This window comes from Paenibacillus sp. OAS669 (assembly GCF_014873645.1).
Taxonomy (GTDB): domain Bacteria; phylum Bacillota; class Bacilli; order Paenibacillales; family NBRC-103111; genus Paenibacillus_S; species Paenibacillus_S vulneris.
The window spans coordinates 393,940-413,315 of sequence record NZ_JADBDR010000003.1 but is presented as its reverse complement, the minus strand read 5'-3'; the positions used below and the strand labels follow the sequence as shown (position 1 = coordinate 413,315).

Here is a 19,376-nt window from a genome sequence, read left to right as displayed (position 1 = left end):
TTAACTTGATTAAGAAGCTGCTTTGAATAAGGGGCTGGAAATTCACCATCGGCAATAAATTTGTTGAAGCTATTTGCTACACAAACCCATCTTGCTAGGCTAAAACCTAGCTTGGTTTGGTAAAAGTACTGATCTTAATTATGGTCGCTTCCCTCTCATTCCGTAATAATTAATATCATAGACGAAAGATTGGCTTAAGGGAACTGCTTGTATGCCGGGCATGCTCCAGTTCTTCGGCAATGATGCGGATGCCTTCTTCTATATCACGCTCATCAGTCCGAATGATGCTGAGACGCAGCAAGTTCAGCTTGGGGAAGGAGGACAGGAACTGCTGATCGGACAGAAATACGTCCACTCTCCGATCCTCCAATCGCTTGACCAATTCCTCTGCATGGGAATCCGGCGGAATGCGTACGGCAGTGAAGAGCCCGCCACTGGATTGGATGGAATATAGGCACTCCTCAGGCAATAATCGCTGCGAAATTTCCCTTAGATGGTTCATGCGATGATGGTACAACGATTTCATTTGCTTCGCATGATGAGCATACATCCCGGACTTCATATAAATCTCCAGTACCCCTTGGGAAAGCACAGAAGTGCTCAGATCCGCCGTATGCTTATGCAATTGGAGCGAAGGAATCAATGAATCAGGCACTGCTGCTGCGGCAAGCCTTAGTCCAGGCAGCATGACTTTGGAAAAGCTTCTGAGATAAATGACATGACTAGCACCATGGTAAGCGCGTATAGGATCTGCTTTACTGTTGCTCTCCAAATCAGCCAAATAATCGTCCTCTACGATGTAAACGTCGTACGCTTTGGCAAGCTCCGCCAGCCGCTGTTTGTCTTCTGCTGTATAAGAAGTGCCTAACGGATTATGGAAGCGCGGAATGGTATAAAAAAACTTGATCATATTGCTTTGAAAATGACGCTCCAGTGCTGCCCAGTCGATCCCGTTCGGAGTTCTTTCGATGCCGATGACGGTTTGTTTTTGTGTCTTTAGCGCAGCAAGCATTCCCCAATAGGTTGGCTGCTCGACCAGAATGTTCGTTTTTCCGTTAGGAAAAGGCATCCCGGATAGAAGATGAAGAGCTTGCTGAGCGCCCGAAAAGATAAAAATTTGCCGTGACGAAGAGAAGACTTGCTGCTGCTGAAATAGCTTCACGATCTCCTCGCGCAGAGAAAGCAAACCTTGTGGATCGGGATAGGTGAAAATGGACGCCTCAAATAATTCCATCGCTTTGTTCAAGCATTGACGAAATTCGGTTTGAGGTATGGACGCGGGATCGGGGGCCGCCGATGCAAAATCGATTCGTTTTGTTTGCAGCAAGGGAAGAAGCGCTTCTTTGGCTACGACAAAATAACCGCTCTTCGGGCGGGAGTAAATCAGGTATTCATGTTCAAGCTCCTCATAAACACTAATAATGGTGTTGAGGCTGCAGCCGAATTCTTGACTCTGCTTTCGGATGGAGGGCAGCTTCTGCCCAGGTTTTAGCAGACCATTGACTATATCCGAACGGATGATTTGTTTAATGGATTCCTTTTTGTTTGTCATACCTTTTCCTCCAGCCACAAAAAAGATCTTCTAATTCTGTACCCTTACAGATGGGATATTTTCCGATATTCATACAATTCTGTACCTATTATAATACAAAATACCATACAAAAGTGTAGTTTCATTTTCTCCGTACCTTGTATTTCCATGTGTCGGTGCATTTTTGTATTCAAAAAAGATGCATTTGAGGTGTTTGTAATGAAGACAACAACAAGCGGCTGGATCCATGGTTTTCTAGGGGTGCTCATCTTCAGCGGCTCGCTGCCGGCAACACGGTTGGCCGTGATGGATTTTGATCCTTTGTTCCTTACCGTGTGCCGCGCTGCCACTGCCGGGATATTAGCAGGACTGCTGCTCCTCCTCTTCAGGCAGCAGCGTCCAGTACGAAGCGACATCGTTCCGCTAGGGTTAGTAGCCCTTTGCGTAGTAGTAGGGTTTCCTCTGCTGACCGCCTTGGCACTTCAGTATGTCACATCCGCTCATGCTATGATCTACATCGGGCTTCTGCCGCTCTCGACAGCAATCTTCGGCGTGCTTCGGGGCGGTGAACGTCCACGGCCCATCTTTTGGTTCTTATCCGCTTTAGGCAGCTTTCTCGTGGCAGGATTTGCCCTAACCCAAGGGGCTGCAGCTTCGGCGGTAGGTGACGGGTTCATGCTGACTTCTATTATCGTGTGCGGTTACGGCTATGCGGAAGGGGCTCGCCTCTCACGGAGGCTAGGGGGCTGGCAGGTCATCTCTTGGGCGCTCGTTTTGTCGCTTCCCGTTATGCTGCTGCTCTCGTTGTATTTCATGCCGGTTTCGTGGGCCAATATCCGTGGTCCGGCACTCTGGAGCCTTGCTTACGTCTCTTTGTTCAGCATGCTCATCGGCTTCGTGTTCTGGTATCGCGGTCTTGCCCAGGGGGGAATAGCAGCGGTCGGGCAGCTGCAGCTTCTCCAGCCTTTCTTCGGCCTCTTGCTGTCAGCTCTCGTTCTGCATGAATCGATTGGCTGGCCCATCTTTATTGTAAATATGGGGGTCGTACTGTGCGTGGCGGTCGCACGGCGGTTTGCAACCAAATAGTTTACCGGCGTTGGCTCTAATTGAATCCATTCTACACATTCGCAACACGGCTCCAACCCATACCGGCAGCTGTGTTGTGTTTTTTTTATAGGGCTATTGTATGCCGTTAGCTGAAAAAGTCGTGATGATTCAAGAATCTTTTGCCTGCCTTTTTGAATTTGTTTGATTTCGGTCAACTTCCCCTACCTAAAGGTGGAGCTTCTCAGATCATTACTCTCTTATCTGCTTCTACGGAAAACAAAATATTCTATGAATGTGGATTTAAGGGAACCTCATCAATTCTCGATAAGTCTAATATATTGTAAGGAGGTGTTAAACTTTTGGAACAAACATTAAGATATGTATCAAAATTGGAGATAGAGAACTTTCGTGATGTTATGCAAACCTACGGGCAAGATATTTGGAATTATGCTTATTTTTTAACCGGAAGTACAGATTTAGCGGATGAGATTTCGCAAGATACTTTTATTAAAGCTTTCTATAATATCGAGAAATTTCGCGGTGAGTGTTCTATTAGGACTTGGTTAATTAAGATTGCCCGTAATCTTGCTTATGACTATAAAAGGAAAAATTTCTTAAAAAAAGTAATCTTTGTTCGAAAAGGTGATGGAGTAACTAGCAAGAGCATTACTACTATTACGGATGGAAGCACTAGATTGGAAGTATATTCTGGGAAAAGCGAAGTAAATTACCGAAAAGAAGCCATTAATAATCAATCATCATTAATAAATACTCCAAAGACACGATTTTATAAGGATAAAAATGGAGATATGAATTGGATCACAAGAGGAGATGTAGCTTCAGCTTATGATAAAGTTGAAATGGTCTTTCCCCAAAACTATGCATTTTGGACGATCGATGAGCAAAGTCTTCTGCCGAATTATACGATACTAGGGAAAGAAACGATTGCTGGGCGGGAAGCAATGGTTTTAATTGGCCTACTTAATACTTATGTAGCTGAAAAACAACATGCAAGCTTTTATCAATACTGGGTTGAGTCAAAAACTGGAGTGATGTTAAAGATGAATCTCCTAGATAAAGATAACAATCCAGTTTTCAAAATGGAAATGGAAAAAATAGTTTTTGACAACGAAACTATTGATCACTCTAAATTTTCAACGCAACCTAAACAGGACTGGGTAGAATTGAATAACAAAAAAAATGAGAGATCGCCATAAGGAGATCTCTCTTTAAACTAATGTCCGGAAAACAGCGAAAGGAGCCAGCTGCCATGACCGTATATAACTGTTATAGATTAAGGGGTCATCTCCACCATGGATAAGCAGCTGCTAGCTCTCCGTTTAAATGGATACTCTCGCCAATTGGAGGGGCAACAAGACTCACATTTGCTTTTAACGCCTCTGCCAATGCACGTTCTATAGGTTCTTTCCAGCCATGATAAGCAAGAGTAAAGGCACCCCAATGTATGAGCATCATATTTTTCCCGTTTACATCTACATGAGCCTCTACAGCCTCTTCGGGTGTCATATGAACCCAAGGCCAGCGCCGGTCATATTGACCTCCTTCGATTAGCGCAATATCAAATGGCCCGTACTTTTCCCCAATTTCTTTAAAATGTGCACCATACCCCCCATCTCCACTAGTATAGAAACGGGTTCGTTTTCCAATTATGACCCAACCGCCCCATAAAGTTGTATTTCGGTTAAAAAGCCCTCTTCCCGAGAAGTGTTTGGATGGAGTCAAAGCAATGGTTAAACCTTTGAACTCCGTTTCGTCCCACCAGTTGAATTCTGTGATCCTTTCCTTTGCAACTCCCCAACGGATCAAATGTGCATTCACGCCGCAAGGAACGAAGAAATGGCCAACCTTGTCCCTCAACTTACGTATAGATGGATAATCTAAATGGTCGTAATGATCATGGGTAATAAAAACCGCATCAATAAGTGGTATTTCATCAATAATATGCAGCATATCTTCACTGTAGCGTTTGCTTCCTACGAAAGAAACAGGTGACGCTACTGGCCCAAGCATCGGATCGACAAGTATCTTTTTATTATCGAGAGTGAGTAAAAAAGTGGAATGCCCAAACCAAGTTAAACTATCTTCTTCGCTTTGGATTCGGTTCCAATCAATTTTGGAAACGGGCAATTGACCGGCAGGCTTGCGGTCTTTACTACCCGAAATAGAATCCCTAATCATTGAGTAGTAATCATATACACTTATATCCATCTTGGTAGGCACCTGATTGACAAACTTCCCATTAACATAATTATCAAACTTAGTGTATCGTTCTTTCTGCTCGCTGCTTGGGTTTCCACCGAATACTGGGTGCATATTTATAAACAATGCTGCAGCACATAAAACAAATAAAAATATCAAAAAACAAATCATTTTCTCCCCGCAATCCCTTCCTTTTGATGCTTGATATTAAATATTTTACTTTCACAAGTCTCCATAATCAATTTTGAATAAACGTCTCTTGATCTTCAAGCAATTAATCGTCCATTTGTCGGGCGGGAGCAAAAATTAAAACCTTAAGGAAGACTAAAAATTTGCGTCACTTATGATAAGGTTCACCGCGCTGTCTGTAACTGCAAGTTTTAAAGAAAGACCATCTTTATGCATAGGATGGTCTTTTCAATGTAGGAAAATGAAGATAACTCTGAACCTCAGATCTATCTTATCCGTTAACACAAACTCCTTGTGCTACGAGTTCACGCTGTTTGAATAATTGAATCTTCTCAAATAATTACTTATTATATTTTGGTCCTGATGCCACCACAACATTGGATAATCATTATTTTTTACAAACCCTAACTTTGTTGCTAATTTGATCGATCGTTCATTGCCTGCGTCGCAATTATAATTTGGCACAAGATTATGATTCAAACAATGTTCGATAAATGCTGCACCTGTAAGAGTTGCTAGCCCTTGTTTCTGGTATTCATCCACAGTTACAATATCGATATCCGCGTACCCCCTACCAACAAAAAAAGAATTACAAACACTTGCAAAATGATCGTCCTTCAATATGCAATAACCAAACCCTCGATCCATAAAGTGATTCGCCGAATTCCATAGCGAGTTGTAAGAAGAGTCCATTTCATGCCGATATTTGTTGAAGAGAGAAGCATCCATTCTATTCATGACAAATCGTTCAGGCAATTCGTTAAGAATAGTTTTTAGATATTGATATTTGGATAGATCGAATGCAAAAGAAGATCGGTGCAATATTACTGTCTTTCCCGCTAACCTTCCACTCATTTGAAATATCAGTTCTGGAGTAGAAGCATAAAGATCATAGTAATTTGAATGGTTTTTCTCATTCAGCAAATATTCAGCTACATCGTTCAAGAAGCGTTCATTCTCGCCACTCCCAGCCAATAGATACTGTCCATAAGAATTAATAATAAGACTGCAGGCAGGATTTTCGATTTGATCGACAAACACTTTTCCAGACTGATTATGATCAATAATAGAATATGCAAACACAGGTTCATACACTTGATTATTTAATAGCGGTAGAACGTTATCATATTCTACTTGTGATAATTCTATCATCTCATCTATCTCCTTTTAATTGGATCATTTGCCGGAATTATGTTAAAACTCAAAATTCGGTGCCTGATTATATCACAAAATAAGGGGATTTTAATGAAAAAAAAGTTAGGCGGGTTGCCGGGAAGTTGCCCTGAGTATGTCGAGCTGCTCGACATGAAGGACTCCAGACGTACAAAATCGCGGTGCTGTACGACAACAACTACATGATGATGTTCTTCACGCTGACCGGAGCGCACAATGAGGAGGTGGAACAATGAATACATGAGAACTTTTTGCCGTCATTTGTGATACGGTTCACCGCGTATGATCTTGAAAACTGCTGCCCCCTGTTCCTTAAATGCGAATGGGAACAATTCACCGCGGCGGCTTGTTTCCCTATATACTCAACTATACCCCAATAGTTCAAAAGCCTAAGTGCTTTTCTTTTCGAGATAGACCAAGCTGAAATCAGGGGATATCAAGCGCTCTTTAAAGGCTTTATATCCTAGCTTCTCGTATAGGGCGATATTCTTTTCGCTCTTGCTCCCCGTAAACAATTCATAACGGGAATTGGGGAAGCACCCTTCTATAGCATACATTAACTTTTTTCCTACACCTTTATTTTGATGGTTCGGATCCACCAGGAGTTTGCCAATGTAACACGTTCCGTCTTGCTCAATTGCTCTAACAGAACCAATGATGGTATCAGAAACTACAGCTTTGAGTACCACGTGGTCTTCAAACTGTTTTTGCAGCTGTTCGAGAGTCTGAACAAGAGGATCAATACTGTAATCGTTGTATAGTTCAGCTTCGCTCCTATAAGCCGCTTTTTGCAATAAGAGGATTTTTTCAGCATCCGATACAAAGGCTCTTTCAATTTGAATGTCCATCAAAATACATCCTTTCTTGACTCATTCTGTACTCTTCTGAGTGAGTCGTTCATTTACTCAAATAAGATGCTCTTCACCCTGCCGTTGGAGCGGTTCACTTCAAGCCAGTCGATAGTTGCGGTATGTTCGTCATTTGGATTATGGCGAACCAGCTCATATATATGGATTGTGACGCTATCAGCATCGGAATGATCAACCTCTGACCGATATAAAGATCCGTTGTTATCCTGGTCGCCGACATTATGGGAGGCAGCGGTTGTCTTATTTTCCCCCGTAACGATGTAGAAAGCTTCTTCCTCCGTTAGCTGAAACTGATCGGGGTCGCCTAATGTCAGGTCCCCGTTGTCAAATCTCTCCATCTGCAATCCAATGAAGCGATCGGCGTACTCTTTGTTCAGAACCTCGTATATGAATTCCTCGCTCAAGGAAAGAGCGGCAAGCTTTTTTCCAAGCTCCTGCTTGTTATAGCTTTGGATTTCCCCAAGGGGCTCAATCGTTTGCGTGTTCATATCATAGATGGCCAAATTCTCGCTAATGACCTTGTTGCGGTCCATGCTGCTGTAAGACCGGACAAGCAGTGCTTCCTTCGTGCTGTCTATATAATAGGTAAACACATCGGAGAAGCCGTTCCGATACACATCGGGAAGTTGTAAACGGGTGTACAGCTTCGTTAGAAAAGGAGCATCATGAATACCCGAATTGTGCAGGTAAAATGTTCCTTTAGGTTCGGCATTAAATCCTCCGAATCCATAGCCCGGATAATCGATAGTAATGGAATTTTCCGTAAACGTCATCGTAACCTTGCTGTATTCGGGGTCAGAAAACACAAAATTTTTGCCGTCATATGTGAAATCGGAGTCCAACTCCCCTAAGTTGTGGCTGAACCCGTGAACGACCGAAACATGCAGATGATAACGTCCGTCATCAAGTCTGGTCACTTCGGCCGTGCCGCTGTTTAACGGATTGTACCAAGGATACGTAAAGGTGCCGGTGACGATCTTCTCGACGGAGACTTGGGGTGAGACTGGCGGCTTGGCCGTACCTCCTTCGGTCTGTGTGATCCGGACCGTTCTTGTATCGGCCTCCCAATCGACCTTCGCACCAAGAGACTCTGCGATAAAACGAACGGGGACCATCGTATTTCCATTAACAATGACAGGCGGAGCTTCTAGGAATATCTCCTTTTCATTCAAGGCAGCCGTACTCGAGCCCACCGTAAGGCGAATGACATTCTGGCCCTTCCTTGCCGTCACCGTCGAGGTATTGCCGTCCCATTCAACCTCCGCTCCCTGTCTTTCGAATATGCTTCGGAGCGGAACAAGTGTACTTCCGTTCCTAATGATCGGCGGCTGTTCAAGCACTAACGGGCTGCCATCTACTTGTACGGTTATAGCTTCGGAGGAAATGCTCGGAAGCGCCCCCATCTCTGCCCTGTTATCTGCACTGGCTTTTGTCATGGCCGGCGTAGCCGATAAACCGATAGCAGCTATTGTTAGCGCAATGGTTAGTTTCAAAGCGTATGTTTTCTTCATGGGTAAGATGAAATCTCCTTTATGATGAGAGTTATACCCTTCCTATTCTTTGTGCTCCAGTAAATTCCTTCCTGAATCGTTTGATTGACTCTATTGGGGAAAATGGCTATGCACTGACTCCAATATAAAATCAGGGACAGTCTAGAACAGGAAAATAAGTTCTAGACGGTACCTGATATTTTTTTGAACTACCGTCAAACGGACTTCCTTCCACTTAGACTCAGATAGTGTTAATGGGTTCAGTTATTGAAGTAGTGTCCCTGTTCGATATCCGGGATCAATGCGGGATGCATTGGCCGCCAGCCCAATCGTGACTGGGTCAGCGCACTCGACATCGGGTTGTCGGACGACGTGAAGGCGCCGAGAAAGCCGAAGTGGGCTTCTGCCATTTCGCGGGGTATGCTGACCACTGGCAGGTTTAGGTGACGGCCGATGGCGGCTGCGATGTCACGGAATGGCACACCTTCCTCGCCGACCCCGTGCAGCCGTGACCCGGCCGGTGCAGATTCAACGGCGAGGCGGTACAGACGCGCCGCATCGAGGCGATGAACGGCCGGCCAGCGGTTGGAACCGTCGCCGATGTAGGCGGAGACGCCCTTGTTGCGAGCAAGGTCGATCAGCATCGGGACGAAACCATGATCGCCGGGGCCGTGTACAGACGGTGCGAGACGGACAACCGATGATCGCACTTCACGCTCCACCAGAGCGATCACCGCGTTCTCCGCTGCTCCCCGAGGCACTTCGGCATTGACCGCGATCTCTTCCGTTCCGAGTAGCCCCGGTGGGGTCGACCATGCGACCAACAAAGTTCCCGAGGTGAACACGAATGGCTTGTAGGAGCCCTCGAGCGCTGCACCTAACGTCTCTACGGCTCGCAGATCGGTTGCGACTGCACCGGCGAAGTTCGAGAAGTCCGTCTTGAAGCCTAAGTGAATGACGCCGTCTGCTGCGGCAGCGCCCTTATGCAGGCTGTCGAGGTCGTCGAGGGCACCACGGTGTACCTCAGCCCCGACTGCTGTCAGCGACTCGGCAGCCTTATCTGAGCGGGCAAGGCCGATTACCTGATGCCCTGCATCGATAAGTTCGCGGACGACGGCGGAACCGATGAAGCCCGTCGCCCCTGTAACAAAAATACGCATAATGAAGCCCTCCTTAAGTTGTTGAGCTGTAGATTTACTTGGATCACCCGCGGCGAGCAAAACGATTGACACCGCCAGCCCCAAGAATAAACCCATTATAGTCTGCATCCCACCCGGATCTTTGCCTGTTCCTCGTCACTTCTTGTCTAATCCTCCAGAACACACCCTGACCTCTGGCCGCTCATGGATTAATCTGTAGGTGTGATCATCCGATAAGACTTGTATTCAGGTGATAAAAAAGATAGCCCGCCAAGCCTTACGGCCGCGGGCTGCACAGGAAAAGTAGGAGGCCGTAAATGCCTCGGCCAATTAAGGCTGTTGCAGGAATGCAGAGCTCTCGCCAGTTATGGTCATTCCGACATTTGCGTTTGTTGACGTAATCTGGCGACGTCCTTCCTTGGCGGGCTTCCGAAAAAACGGCTGTAATCCCGGCTAAATTGAGAGGTGCTCACATACCCCACCAGCCGGCAAGCGGTGTTCGCATCCATGGAGTTGGAAACCATCAGACGCCTCGCTTCATGAAGGCGCAGCGCTTTTTGGTATTGCAGCGGGCTCATTGAAGTGACTGCCTTAAAATGCTCGTGAAACGAGGACTCGCTCATATGTACCATCTTGGCCAAGTCTGTAACCTTCATCTGCTGGGAGAAGTTGTCGCGGAGCCAGGCAATCGTCCTCACAACCCTCTGCACGACCGAATCCGCAAAACAAATTTCAGCGATATGAACACCGAAGGGGCTGCGCAGGACTCGTATCAAAATCTCATCCATCACGAGAGGGGCAAGCAATTCAGCATCGCTGGGATTGGAGAGACACTCCACTAGCCTCGTCACAGCTTTGACCATGCCTAAGTCGGCGTTAATGACGTAACCGGCGCTCCAATTACGAACGATAGGCAGGCCCTGGGGATATACTTTCAGTGCCAATTCAGCAATCCTTTGCGGGTCAAGGTTCAGCTTAACACTCAGGAATGGTTCGGAATAACTGGCATGTGTAGTCTTCACAGCAATCGGCAGGGCAACGGGGAACATGAGCATATGCGCCCGGCCGAACTGATAGACCTCCTGCCCCACAGTGATGACCTTTGCCCCTTGTGCAACGATTAACAGAGAGGGTGAATCGAAGGTTCTCACACAGTCAACGTTTACTCGTGAATAGCGACAGACGTGCAAACCGGGGATGCGCTGGCTAAAGGTGCCGTCATGAGGAGTATAGGTGTGGATCATGCGAGCCAGACGGCCGATTTCTGCATCCAGCGACTCGTCGGCGTTACCTTGCGCCATTGGAAGCGAATTTTCATTTAGCATCTTCATCGTTTCGCATCTCCATTTTATTCAAATATTTTGATTAAAAGATCCAATAATTCCGACTAATTTGATAGGTTCTAACCAATAGGACTGGTATTGCAGGGCCTCCCAGGGGAGGTGGTGAGCATGTAGTAAATAATTACGAACGAGATCGTTTATGATGTACTCTAAAGATATCATGTGAAGTACGTCTAAACTAGAATTTTCTGTTGCTGGCTCTTGCCTGGTTTAGAAAGGTATAATTCTTCTGACAACTAAAGCCCCCGTACGGTTACGGGGGCTTAGTTTGGCTGTTATGTTACTGTATAAACTTGAACCAGTCGATATTGAATATAAATCCTCTTTTACCTGTAAACTTCAGATAAACATCATGAGTGCCTGTAGGACCGTTGATGGTACAAGATTGTGCCTCCCACGTATCCCAGCCGCCGGTGTCCGTTACGGGACATGTGCCCACCAGAGTGCCTGTCGGGCTATCCAGTCTAATCTCAATGTTTCCTTCTTTTTTGGAAGCCACATTTGCAACAAATTGGGTTGGTCCTGTCATTCCAAATTGAACATTACGAAATCCGATGTAATCCCCCTCATGAATATTTCCAACAATCTGGCCACCTTTAGTGCTTGATTCAACCTTAATGCCTGACATGTCGTTGTAATTTTCTGCTTCTATCGTCGAATAGGCATCCGTGTTATAGTTTGTTTTGAGCCAGGCTTCCTTACTGAGAGTAATCTTGGAAACTCCCGCGTTTTGATTGACTGTCGGTACAACGCTGGACAGAGGGAAGGTTTGATAAACATAAGGCAATTGCTCGTCATACCGGTAGGTAAACGTAAACGGTGTAGTCGGCGGGTTCATTTTACTCATGTTTTCTACCCCGTCGATATGAGAAGACCAAGCCCATTTCCCGATAGTAGATTTGTCATACCAGGTTATTCCTTTGGTAAACGCATTATCGCCATTATTATCCCAGCTGCTGCCTGTATAAGTGCCGCTGCTGTTGGTTACTGTTGAATTGACAATGAGACTATGGTTCATTGCATTTTGGAATAGCATGTCAAAAGGTGCGTTCATATTAGCCGTATCGTCACCTTGGCGTTCGGCACCAATCAGCGGTTCGTTAAATGCATTATATACATTCGTGTCTGCCGCTATGGAAGCACCGTTCCTTGCATTGACTCCGCGAGATAATTTATCCCCGCCGTATTTGGCAATAGCCTCAACGCTATCCAATGCATTCTGATGAGTGGAATTATCAAAATAGTTATTGAAGATGTGCCCGGTGCCTTGACGAATCATGGGCAAGCGTTGTCCGACATTCTTATAGCTGTTATACGCTAAAGTCAGTCGAATTCTTTGATTCCCGTCTTTAATTTCAACGCCGTTAGGACCGACGTAGTTCGTGTAATCTTTATCGCCGGAGCCTGACAAATGAACTTTCGAGTGGTATGCGGCATAAGCCATAATCTGATTTTTGGTAGCGCCTTCATTACGCATTTTATAATAAACGCTGTTTATCAGGTCCAATGTGCCTGCTATATATTTTTGCTCCATATAATCGATAGATTGATAAACAGAGCTGCTTACCGTTGGATTCGGATCAGCTGCTAGTCCGAATTCATTCCAGGAAAAAGTGACGTTGGATGCGCCATTCTCCAAATCTATCATTCCATCGGCCGCTATAGAAAACTTGCAATGGTCTATCCACACGTTATTAGCGCCATTGACCTTGATAAAGGACCAGCCTACTTCCTTATGCTTTCCGGAGTCATCCCACTGCCACATCTCGTCAAAATTGAGATTTCTTATTACGATATCATTGACGGACGCCTGTAATTTCAGTTCAGCATGCTTAATTGTCTTGCCTGAAGTAGAGAAAATCGTTAGTCCTTCTATATTGGCTATGCTTAATTTGGATACCCCGGATTCGATTAATAGCGGATTTGTAAATCCGTTCGACGGGTTCGGATATTTTGTAATAAAACTGTATTTAGACCTTTCCGTTGAATCGAGAGCTAATTCAGTCCATCCCAGGTGGATATCATCAGTAATTTCAATAACTTTGACTGCGCCGCTGCTCGCATCCGAGATGGCTTGCAAAAATTCTCTTCCATTGCTGACCGTACGATAATAAGAGGTTCCTATATAGCTGCTTCTATCCTTAACTCCTAGAGATGCATAGCCGGGAACCGTTAAAAAGCTGCTGTCATAGTTTTTCTCCACCTTAGTCGAGTTAGGTATGGAAGTGATCACCGCCGCCTCCGCTGTGCCGCCCGCACCAACGAAAGATGAAGTTACCAGTAAACTGCCTAACGCCATACTGCTTAAGATTTTTTTAATCAAGATGTAGTCCCTCCTCATAGAGTAATCAGCCTCAAAGATTCATTTTGCATTACACGAATTACACGAATTACACGATATTAATGTCATCGCCCCCATTCTTAAAAGCGCTTCCAATATTCTCTGCGGTGTATTCCTCTAGATGGGGAATTTGGAAATAATTAATATACTATAAGATACATGAAAGTATAAAATTTGGCAACAAGTTACGGCTTACTACATAAACACAAAAATAGCCCCTCTAAGTGGGCTTCAGGTTGTTGAAAAGCCTGTTCATTTAGAAAAATGTGAAAGGTAATAGGTGGGGTATCCCTTGGAGGAGCGATAGCGTTCGCCTTTGTTCTCGGAAAATACCTGCTGTGGAACGAATATAATCCATATTTTCCGAGAACAACAGTGACCGGAAGGGGATACCCCACCGGAGTACCAAAGCAAATTTTTCAGATTTTCAGGTTTTTCAACAGACTCCATCCCCACTTTGTGGGGCTAGGATCCCCATAAAATAACCCCACAAAGTGGGGACTTGGCTTCGAAGCTGGTTCAGGTACTTTGCGGGGGAACCCCGAAATTTATAAAAACCGACCTGCTCCCAGCAGGTCGGCCCATTATATTCCCAGCGGAATCAACGACTTTAACAGTGCATCGTGAACGCTGCCGTTGCTTCCGACAATATGCTTCACGCTCAATTGATACGGATTCCCCAGGGTATCCGTGACTCTTCCACCGGCTTCTTCTATAATAAGCACCCCTGCCGCAACGTCCCACGCGTTAAGTCCGTATTCCCAGAACGCGCCCAGCTTGCCGGAAGCCACATACGCCAGATGCAGGGCTGCCGAGCCCAGCGACCGGATGGAGCGGCATTGAGGGGCTATCTCCTGGAGGCTTGTCATCACCGCTTGCCGGTTTGCCGCCTTGGACGGGAAACCGGTCCCTACTACCGTTTGTGCCAGCTCTGCCGCATTCGATACCGTTATCGGGCTGCCGTTCCTAAAGGCGCCTTTTCCCTTCTCCGCCCAGAAGATTTCGTCCCGGCACGGATCGTAAATGACTCCGGCTCTAAGCTCGCCGTAACAAGCCAACGCTATGGAAACCGTAAAGCCCGGGATGCCCTGCACGTAATTATTCGTTCCATCAATTGGATCGACGATCCAGACGAAGGGCTCCTTCTTGGCCTGCTCCAACCGCTCTTCCAGCTCTCCCGCATGAGCGAACGATTCCTCCTCTCCAAGGAAACCGTGCTCCGGGTAAGCTTCCTTCAAGCGCTGCCTTATGAGCTGCTCCGAGGCTTTATCCACTTCCGTGACGACATCGAAGACGGAGCTCTTCTGCTCGGTAGAGAAGTCCGTATCCATTCGGGAGTGGATCATTCGTCCCGCTTCTCTCGCTATTCTGCCTGCCGTTTCCACATAGCTCATGCCAGCTCTCTCCTCTTTTCGATATAATCTCCAATGATGGCGGCAATGGCATGCCGTTCATGATGCACGGTCACCGCATCAGCGGCGGCGGCCAATTGAGGGTGGGCATTTTCAACCGCATAGCCGAGATCGGCCTGCCGGATCATCGCCAGATCATTCAGGTTGTCACCTACCGCTATGGTGTACGGCTGGTCGATTTGCAGTATCCTGACCAGCTCTTCCAGAGCGGTTCCTTTGGTCGCATGCTGCGGCAAAATTTCCAAATAATTGGATTCCGAATAGACCATCTCGCAGGGCAAACCGCTGTTCAGAACGGCTTGCTCCAGCTCATTGGCCTTCTGGACCGAGTCACTGATGATCATCACCTTGGTGACGGGACCGGCTATGAGGTCGTCAGTGAAGGGCAGACATACGACCCCGTCCTTCTTCTCGTGCTTTTCCAGTACCGCATTGCGTACCGGCGCGTACACTTGGCCGTCCCGGTACACAAGCAGCGCCATATCGTCGGCCTCCGTGAGGGAAGCCATGAATCGGGACCATAACGAAAGCGGAATGGTCAGCTGCTTTTCATACAGTACCTTTTTGGTTACCGGATCCACAATCTTGGCTCCATTATATAGGATGACGGGCACGTCGATACCAAGCTTTTGTATGAAGGGCTCTACTGCAGCCTCCATCCGTCCGGTCGCTAAAGTAAACAGACCGCCCATTTCCTTAAATCGCCTGATGGCATTTTCATTCTCGGGACTGATTTGATGCGTTTGATTCAATAAGGTTCCGTCCAAATCGGAAATGAGTAGTATTTTTTTCACATGTTCCAGCCACCCTGTCTGTTTTATATGGAAAGCGAATTTTCTTTACTTCCATTCGTTTTCAGGCCTTGAAGCAGCTGGGATTCCAAAGAAATAACAACGTCCATAGCAGCAATATGCTCCATTGCGGAGATGAGCTGCTCCTGCTTTTTCATTTTCAGGCTAAAATGCAGGTTCATGGGCGGCGAAGCGGAGCTGTCGCTGGACGTATGCTCGTCGGGCATCATTTTCAAGTTGGCAATCTGCACATCATGATCTCCGAAGATAGAGGCTATGCGGCCCAGCGTCCCCGGCTTATCGATGATCTGGATCTCGACCTCATGATATCTGCGGTTTCTCATCAGATGCTTCTCCCATTTGTTCAGCAAGAACAAGCTGATCAGCACGAGAAAGGTACAGAAGAACGCGCCTGTGTAGAAGCCCGCTCCCACGCTCAGGCCGATGGCCGCCACAACCCATACCGAAGCGGCTGTCGTCAAGCCCTTGATCATGTTGCCGTTGCGCAGAATAGCGCCTGCTCCCAGGAAGCCGATGCCGCTGATGACCTGTGCCGCCAGACGGGCAGGGTCCGTACGAACATTCGTTTCATTGACAAACTGGGAAAAGCCGTAGATGGACAGCAGCATGATCGTCGCTGATCCGACACAAACCAGAATATGGGTACGAAACCCTGCTGCATGATTGCTGTATTCCCTCTCTATTCCGATCAGACCGCCCAATACTACGGCTAATATCATCCGGAGCACCAGCTCCCAATGGGTAATTTCCCATACGCTTCCGCTTACCATTGTCAATGTCTTTCTCTCCCAGCCCTGTAATTTATGTTTCTCTAAATAATATTACGCTTCAGTTCATTGTTCGGCACAGCATCGCTTGCTCGGGGAATCAATCTTCCCGTCTCCTTGTCGTACACGTTGACCTTCTCCTGGGGGATGGTTACCCACACCGTCTTGCCGACGGGATAGTCCAGCTCGCCAATCACCTTGGCCAGCAGAAGATTGTCTCCGCGGGTCGTCAGTTGAATCAGCGTCTCCGAACCGGCCGGCATGACCGAATAGATGCTTAAAGGAAACGCGCCATCGGTTTTGTCCGGCGATATGCGGATGTCCTCAGGATATACGGCCAGTACGGCCTTGCCCGAGACAGGCTGAACGCCGGGGATCACCATGGTGCCGAGCTCCGAATCCGCCATCAAATTGCCATTATGATACGATGCGTCGGCATCAATGAAATTGATCTTGGGATTGCCGATAAAATCCGCCACCCGCAAATCGACCGGATGACGATAAATATTCCTTGGCGTGTCGACCTGCACGAGATTGCCCTCGAAAAAGATGGCGATCTTGGTCGACATGGTCAGAGCCTCTACCTGATCGTGAGTCACGTAAATAATCGTCGTCTTCAACTCGCGGTGCAGCCGTTTCAGCTCCGCCCTCATTTCGAGACGCAGCTTCGCGTCCAGATTGGAGAGAGGCTCATCGAGAAGCAAAATTCTCGGCTCGGTCACAATCGCTCTTGCAATGGCGACCCGCTGCTGCTGTCCACCGGACAGCTCGGACGGATACCGGTCCTTGTACTGGCTGATCCGCATCTTCTCCAGCGCGCTTTCCACCTTGCCGCGAATGTCTGCTTTCGGCGTTTTGTTAATGCTGAGGCCGAAGGCCACATTATCGAAGACCGTCATATGCGGCCACAAAGCATAGCTTTGGAATACAAGATTCAAGCCGCGTTTGGAGGGGGGCGCATAATAGCCCTTGGCTCCGTTGACCATTTCCTTGCCGTTGATCGTCAGGATCCCGCCCTCCGGATTCTCCAATCCGGTAATGACGCGGAGGGTCGTCGTCTTGCCGCAGCCGGAAGGCCCGAGCAGCGTCATGAAATCGCCGTCCTCGATAAACAAATCCAGATCCTTCAGTATATGATTGTTGTCGAAGTATTTATTAATCTTGCTCAGTTGGATTCCGCTCATATTATCCTCCTATGCCCTTCGAAAGATCGGCTTTGCCGTATTTCGTCGCAACAAAATTCGTAATCAATATAATTGCGATAATAATGATAACGATGGCATCTGCAAACTGCTGGTACCCCTTTTCCGCGTAACGGAACGTCAGTGTCGTCAAGGTACTCGTCTTCGGCGTCACGAGCAGGATGATCAGATCCAGCTCCTTCATGGCGCTGATAAACAGGAGCAGGAAAGCGCTTATAAGGCCTTTGCGGCTCAGCGGCATCATGATGTTGAAGAATCGCCGGAACCAGGAGGCTCCGTGCAGCTTGGCCGCTTCCTCCAGCTCACCGCTGATCTGCAGCATAGTGCTCGTACCCGACCGGGTTGCAAACGGCAGCTCTTTGACGATGGTAATCAAAATGACGATAGATAAGGTTCCATACAAGGCAGGAAGCAGTAAGTGCGGCTGTGCGAACATGGATAAATAAATGGCGGCAAAGGATATGCCTGGAATCAGGTAAGGCATAAAGGACAGCTGCTCTACCAATTTTCCGGAAAGAGATTTTCTCCCTTTGGAGATGACATATCCGAATATTAAACCCATTATAGCCGCGATTGATGCTGCCAGCAATGCGATTTGTAAAGAATTTTTTAAGCCCAGCCAGATCGTGTCGCTCTTCAAAATTCCGACCTCGCCGGAGGCGATGGAGAAGTCAGAATCCCCGAACCAATAGTGTGTGGTCAGGTTGCTGAGACTGTAATTTCCGTCCTGCAGCATGAAGGTCTGCCATAAGAGAAGCAGCAGCGGGAAGATACCCGCAGAGAACATGAACAGGAAGACGGCGGCGACGGCTGGAATTTTCCAGCGACCGAGCGGATTCAGATTTTTCCTCGAATCCTTGCCCCCGATCGTCGCATAGCTTTTGCGCTTGCCGATAGCCCGCTGGTTGAAATAGATAGTCAACGACGAGATGATGATCAGGATCAAGCTCAAGACGTATGCGTCGGAGATCATCCGGTTCTTCATGCTGCCGTAAAGCATCGTAGCGATCGTGTAATATTTGACCGGAAGACCGAGAAATGCGGCCGCACCGAACGTACCCATACTTTTGGAGAACGTTAGAATCAATGCGGACAAAATAGCCGGAAGCACCAGCGGAAACGTAATTTTTCTGAGAATCGTAAACCGGCTTGCTCCCAATATATCGGCGGTCTCCTCCAGACTGCTGTTGATCGAGCTGAGCGATACCGCGATAAGCAGATAAAAGAACGTGTAGTAGTGGGCAACGAGCACGATAGAGATCGGCAGAAAGCCGTACGATATCCAATCCGGAGGATTGATGCCGAATACATACTGGAGCATCCCCTGTGTCCCGCCAACCCGGTCGTTCTTGAACACGATCAGCCAGGCGAACGACTTGATCCAGGACGGCAGCATGTAAGGAATAATGGCCAGAAACGCCCAGACCTTTTTGTACGGAAGGTCCGTCCGGGTTACTAGCCACGCCAGGCCGCCACCGATGATCATCGAGAAGATCGAGACGAATACGGCGATATTGAAGGAGTTCAATAACGGCTTGTAAAAGATCGATTGACTGATATCGCTGTACAGCACGTGCAGCCAGTGATTCAGCGTCAGTTCGCCCGGCACGGCTCCCGGATTCGACCGAATGTCCTCCGGATGCCATGTAAAGGTGTGCGATACAATTTCCCACATGGGAATGACAATAGTGTAGCCAAGAAACAGAATGGCGATGGTACTGATCAAATATAACGGATTCGTGAAAAAGCCTTTTACCAGATTGACGGCGCGGGTCATCGAGTACTTGGGAGCCGACGTGCCTGAATATTCGATATTGTTCACCACTTACACCCCTTTACAG

The 19,376-nt window shown here is 47.2% G+C and carries 15 protein-coding genes; 2 read left to right on the top strand and 13 right to left on the bottom strand.

Annotated features, from left to right (window positions below):
• Window positions 1-175 precede the first annotated feature (175 nt).
• On the bottom strand, window positions 176-1,552 hold the full coding sequence (locus GGC63_RS09735; RefSeq protein ID WP_192702118.1) for a PLP-dependent aminotransferase family protein: 1,377 nt from the start codon (window positions 1,550-1,552) through the stop codon (window positions 176-178).
• 198 nt (window positions 1,553-1,750) lie between these two features.
• On the opposite strand from GGC63_RS09735, the gene GGC63_RS09730 reads away from it, so the two are divergent.
• Both GGC63_RS09730 and GGC63_RS09725 read left to right on the top strand, forming a co-directional pair.
• The gene (locus GGC63_RS09730; RefSeq protein ID WP_192702117.1) at window positions 1,751-2,617 is read left to right on the top strand and encodes a DMT family transporter; all 867 of its coding nucleotides are present in this window, start codon (window positions 1,751-1,753) and stop codon (window positions 2,615-2,617) included.
• A gap of 320 nt (window positions 2,618-2,937) precedes the next feature.
• A complete protein-coding gene (locus GGC63_RS09725; RefSeq protein WP_192702116.1) occupies window positions 2,938-3,795 on the top strand; it encodes a sigma-70 family RNA polymerase sigma factor in 858 nt (285 codons plus the stop codon).
• Window positions 3,796-3,880: 85 nt separating this feature from the next.
• On the opposite strand, the gene GGC63_RS09720 is transcribed toward GGC63_RS09725, so the two are convergent.
• The 12 genes from GGC63_RS09720 to GGC63_RS09665 all read right to left on the bottom strand — a co-directional run bounded on the left by GGC63_RS09720 (window position 3,881) and on the right by GGC63_RS09665 (window position 19,357).
• The gene (locus GGC63_RS09720) at window positions 3,881-4,969 is read right to left on the bottom strand and encodes an MBL fold metallo-hydrolase (protein WP_192702115.1); all 1,089 of its coding nucleotides are present in this window, start codon (window positions 4,967-4,969) and stop codon (window positions 3,881-3,883) included.
• A gap of 315 nt (window positions 4,970-5,284) precedes the next feature.
• Window positions 5,285-6,139 (bottom strand): GNAT family N-acetyltransferase, encoded by an 855-nt coding sequence (locus GGC63_RS09715; RefSeq protein ID WP_192702114.1) that lies wholly within the window; start codon window positions 6,137-6,139, stop codon window positions 5,285-5,287.
• 410 nt (window positions 6,140-6,549) lie between these two features.
• On the bottom strand, window positions 6,550-7,008 hold the full coding sequence (locus GGC63_RS09710; RefSeq protein WP_192702113.1) for a GNAT family N-acetyltransferase: 459 nt from the start codon (window positions 7,006-7,008) through the stop codon (window positions 6,550-6,552).
• 53 nt (window positions 7,009-7,061) lie between these two features.
• On the bottom strand, window positions 7,062-8,540 hold the full coding sequence (locus tag GGC63_RS09705; protein WP_192702112.1) for a copper amine oxidase N-terminal domain-containing protein: 1,479 nt from the start codon (window positions 8,538-8,540) through the stop codon (window positions 7,062-7,064).
• 239 nt (window positions 8,541-8,779) lie between these two features.
• On the bottom strand, window positions 8,780-9,679 hold the full coding sequence (locus GGC63_RS09700; protein ID WP_192702111.1) for an SDR family oxidoreductase: 900 nt from the start codon (window positions 9,677-9,679) through the stop codon (window positions 8,780-8,782).
• 350 nt (window positions 9,680-10,029) lie between these two features.
• Window positions 10,030-10,989 carry an AraC family transcriptional regulator gene (locus GGC63_RS09695; protein ID WP_192702110.1) on the bottom strand — a complete coding sequence of 320 codons (960 nt, stop codon included), beginning with the start codon at window positions 10,987-10,989 and terminating at the stop codon, window positions 10,030-10,032.
• 292 nt (window positions 10,990-11,281) lie between these two features.
• Window positions 11,282-13,324 (bottom strand): carbohydrate-binding protein, encoded by a 2,043-nt coding sequence (locus GGC63_RS09690; RefSeq protein ID WP_192702109.1) that lies wholly within the window; start codon window positions 13,322-13,324, stop codon window positions 11,282-11,284.
• Between the two features lie 602 nt (window positions 13,325-13,926).
• On the bottom strand, window positions 13,927-14,736 hold the full coding sequence (locus tag GGC63_RS09685) for an inositol monophosphatase family protein (RefSeq protein WP_192702108.1): 810 nt from the start codon (window positions 14,734-14,736) through the stop codon (window positions 13,927-13,929).
• Complete coding sequence (locus tag GGC63_RS09680; RefSeq protein WP_192702107.1) at window positions 14,733-15,548, bottom strand: Cof-type HAD-IIB family hydrolase; 816 nt, start codon at window positions 15,546-15,548, stop codon at window positions 14,733-14,735. The genes GGC63_RS09685 and GGC63_RS09680 overlap by 4 nt, the downstream gene beginning before the upstream one ends.
• 23 nt (window positions 15,549-15,571) lie before the next feature.
• Window positions 15,572-16,336 (bottom strand): MgtC/SapB family protein, encoded by a 765-nt coding sequence (locus GGC63_RS09675; protein WP_192702270.1) that lies wholly within the window; start codon window positions 16,334-16,336, stop codon window positions 15,572-15,574.
• 41 nt (window positions 16,337-16,377) lie between these two features.
• Window positions 16,378-17,517: an ABC transporter ATP-binding protein gene (locus GGC63_RS09670; RefSeq protein ID WP_192702106.1), complete on the bottom strand. Its 1,140-nt coding sequence runs from the start codon at window positions 17,515-17,517 to the stop codon at window positions 16,378-16,380.
• Window position 17,518: 1 nt separating this feature from the next.
• Complete coding sequence (locus GGC63_RS09665) at window positions 17,519-19,357, bottom strand: iron ABC transporter permease (protein WP_318781012.1); 1,839 nt, start codon at window positions 19,355-19,357, stop codon at window positions 17,519-17,521.
• Between the last annotated feature and the right edge of the window lie 19 nt (window positions 19,358-19,376).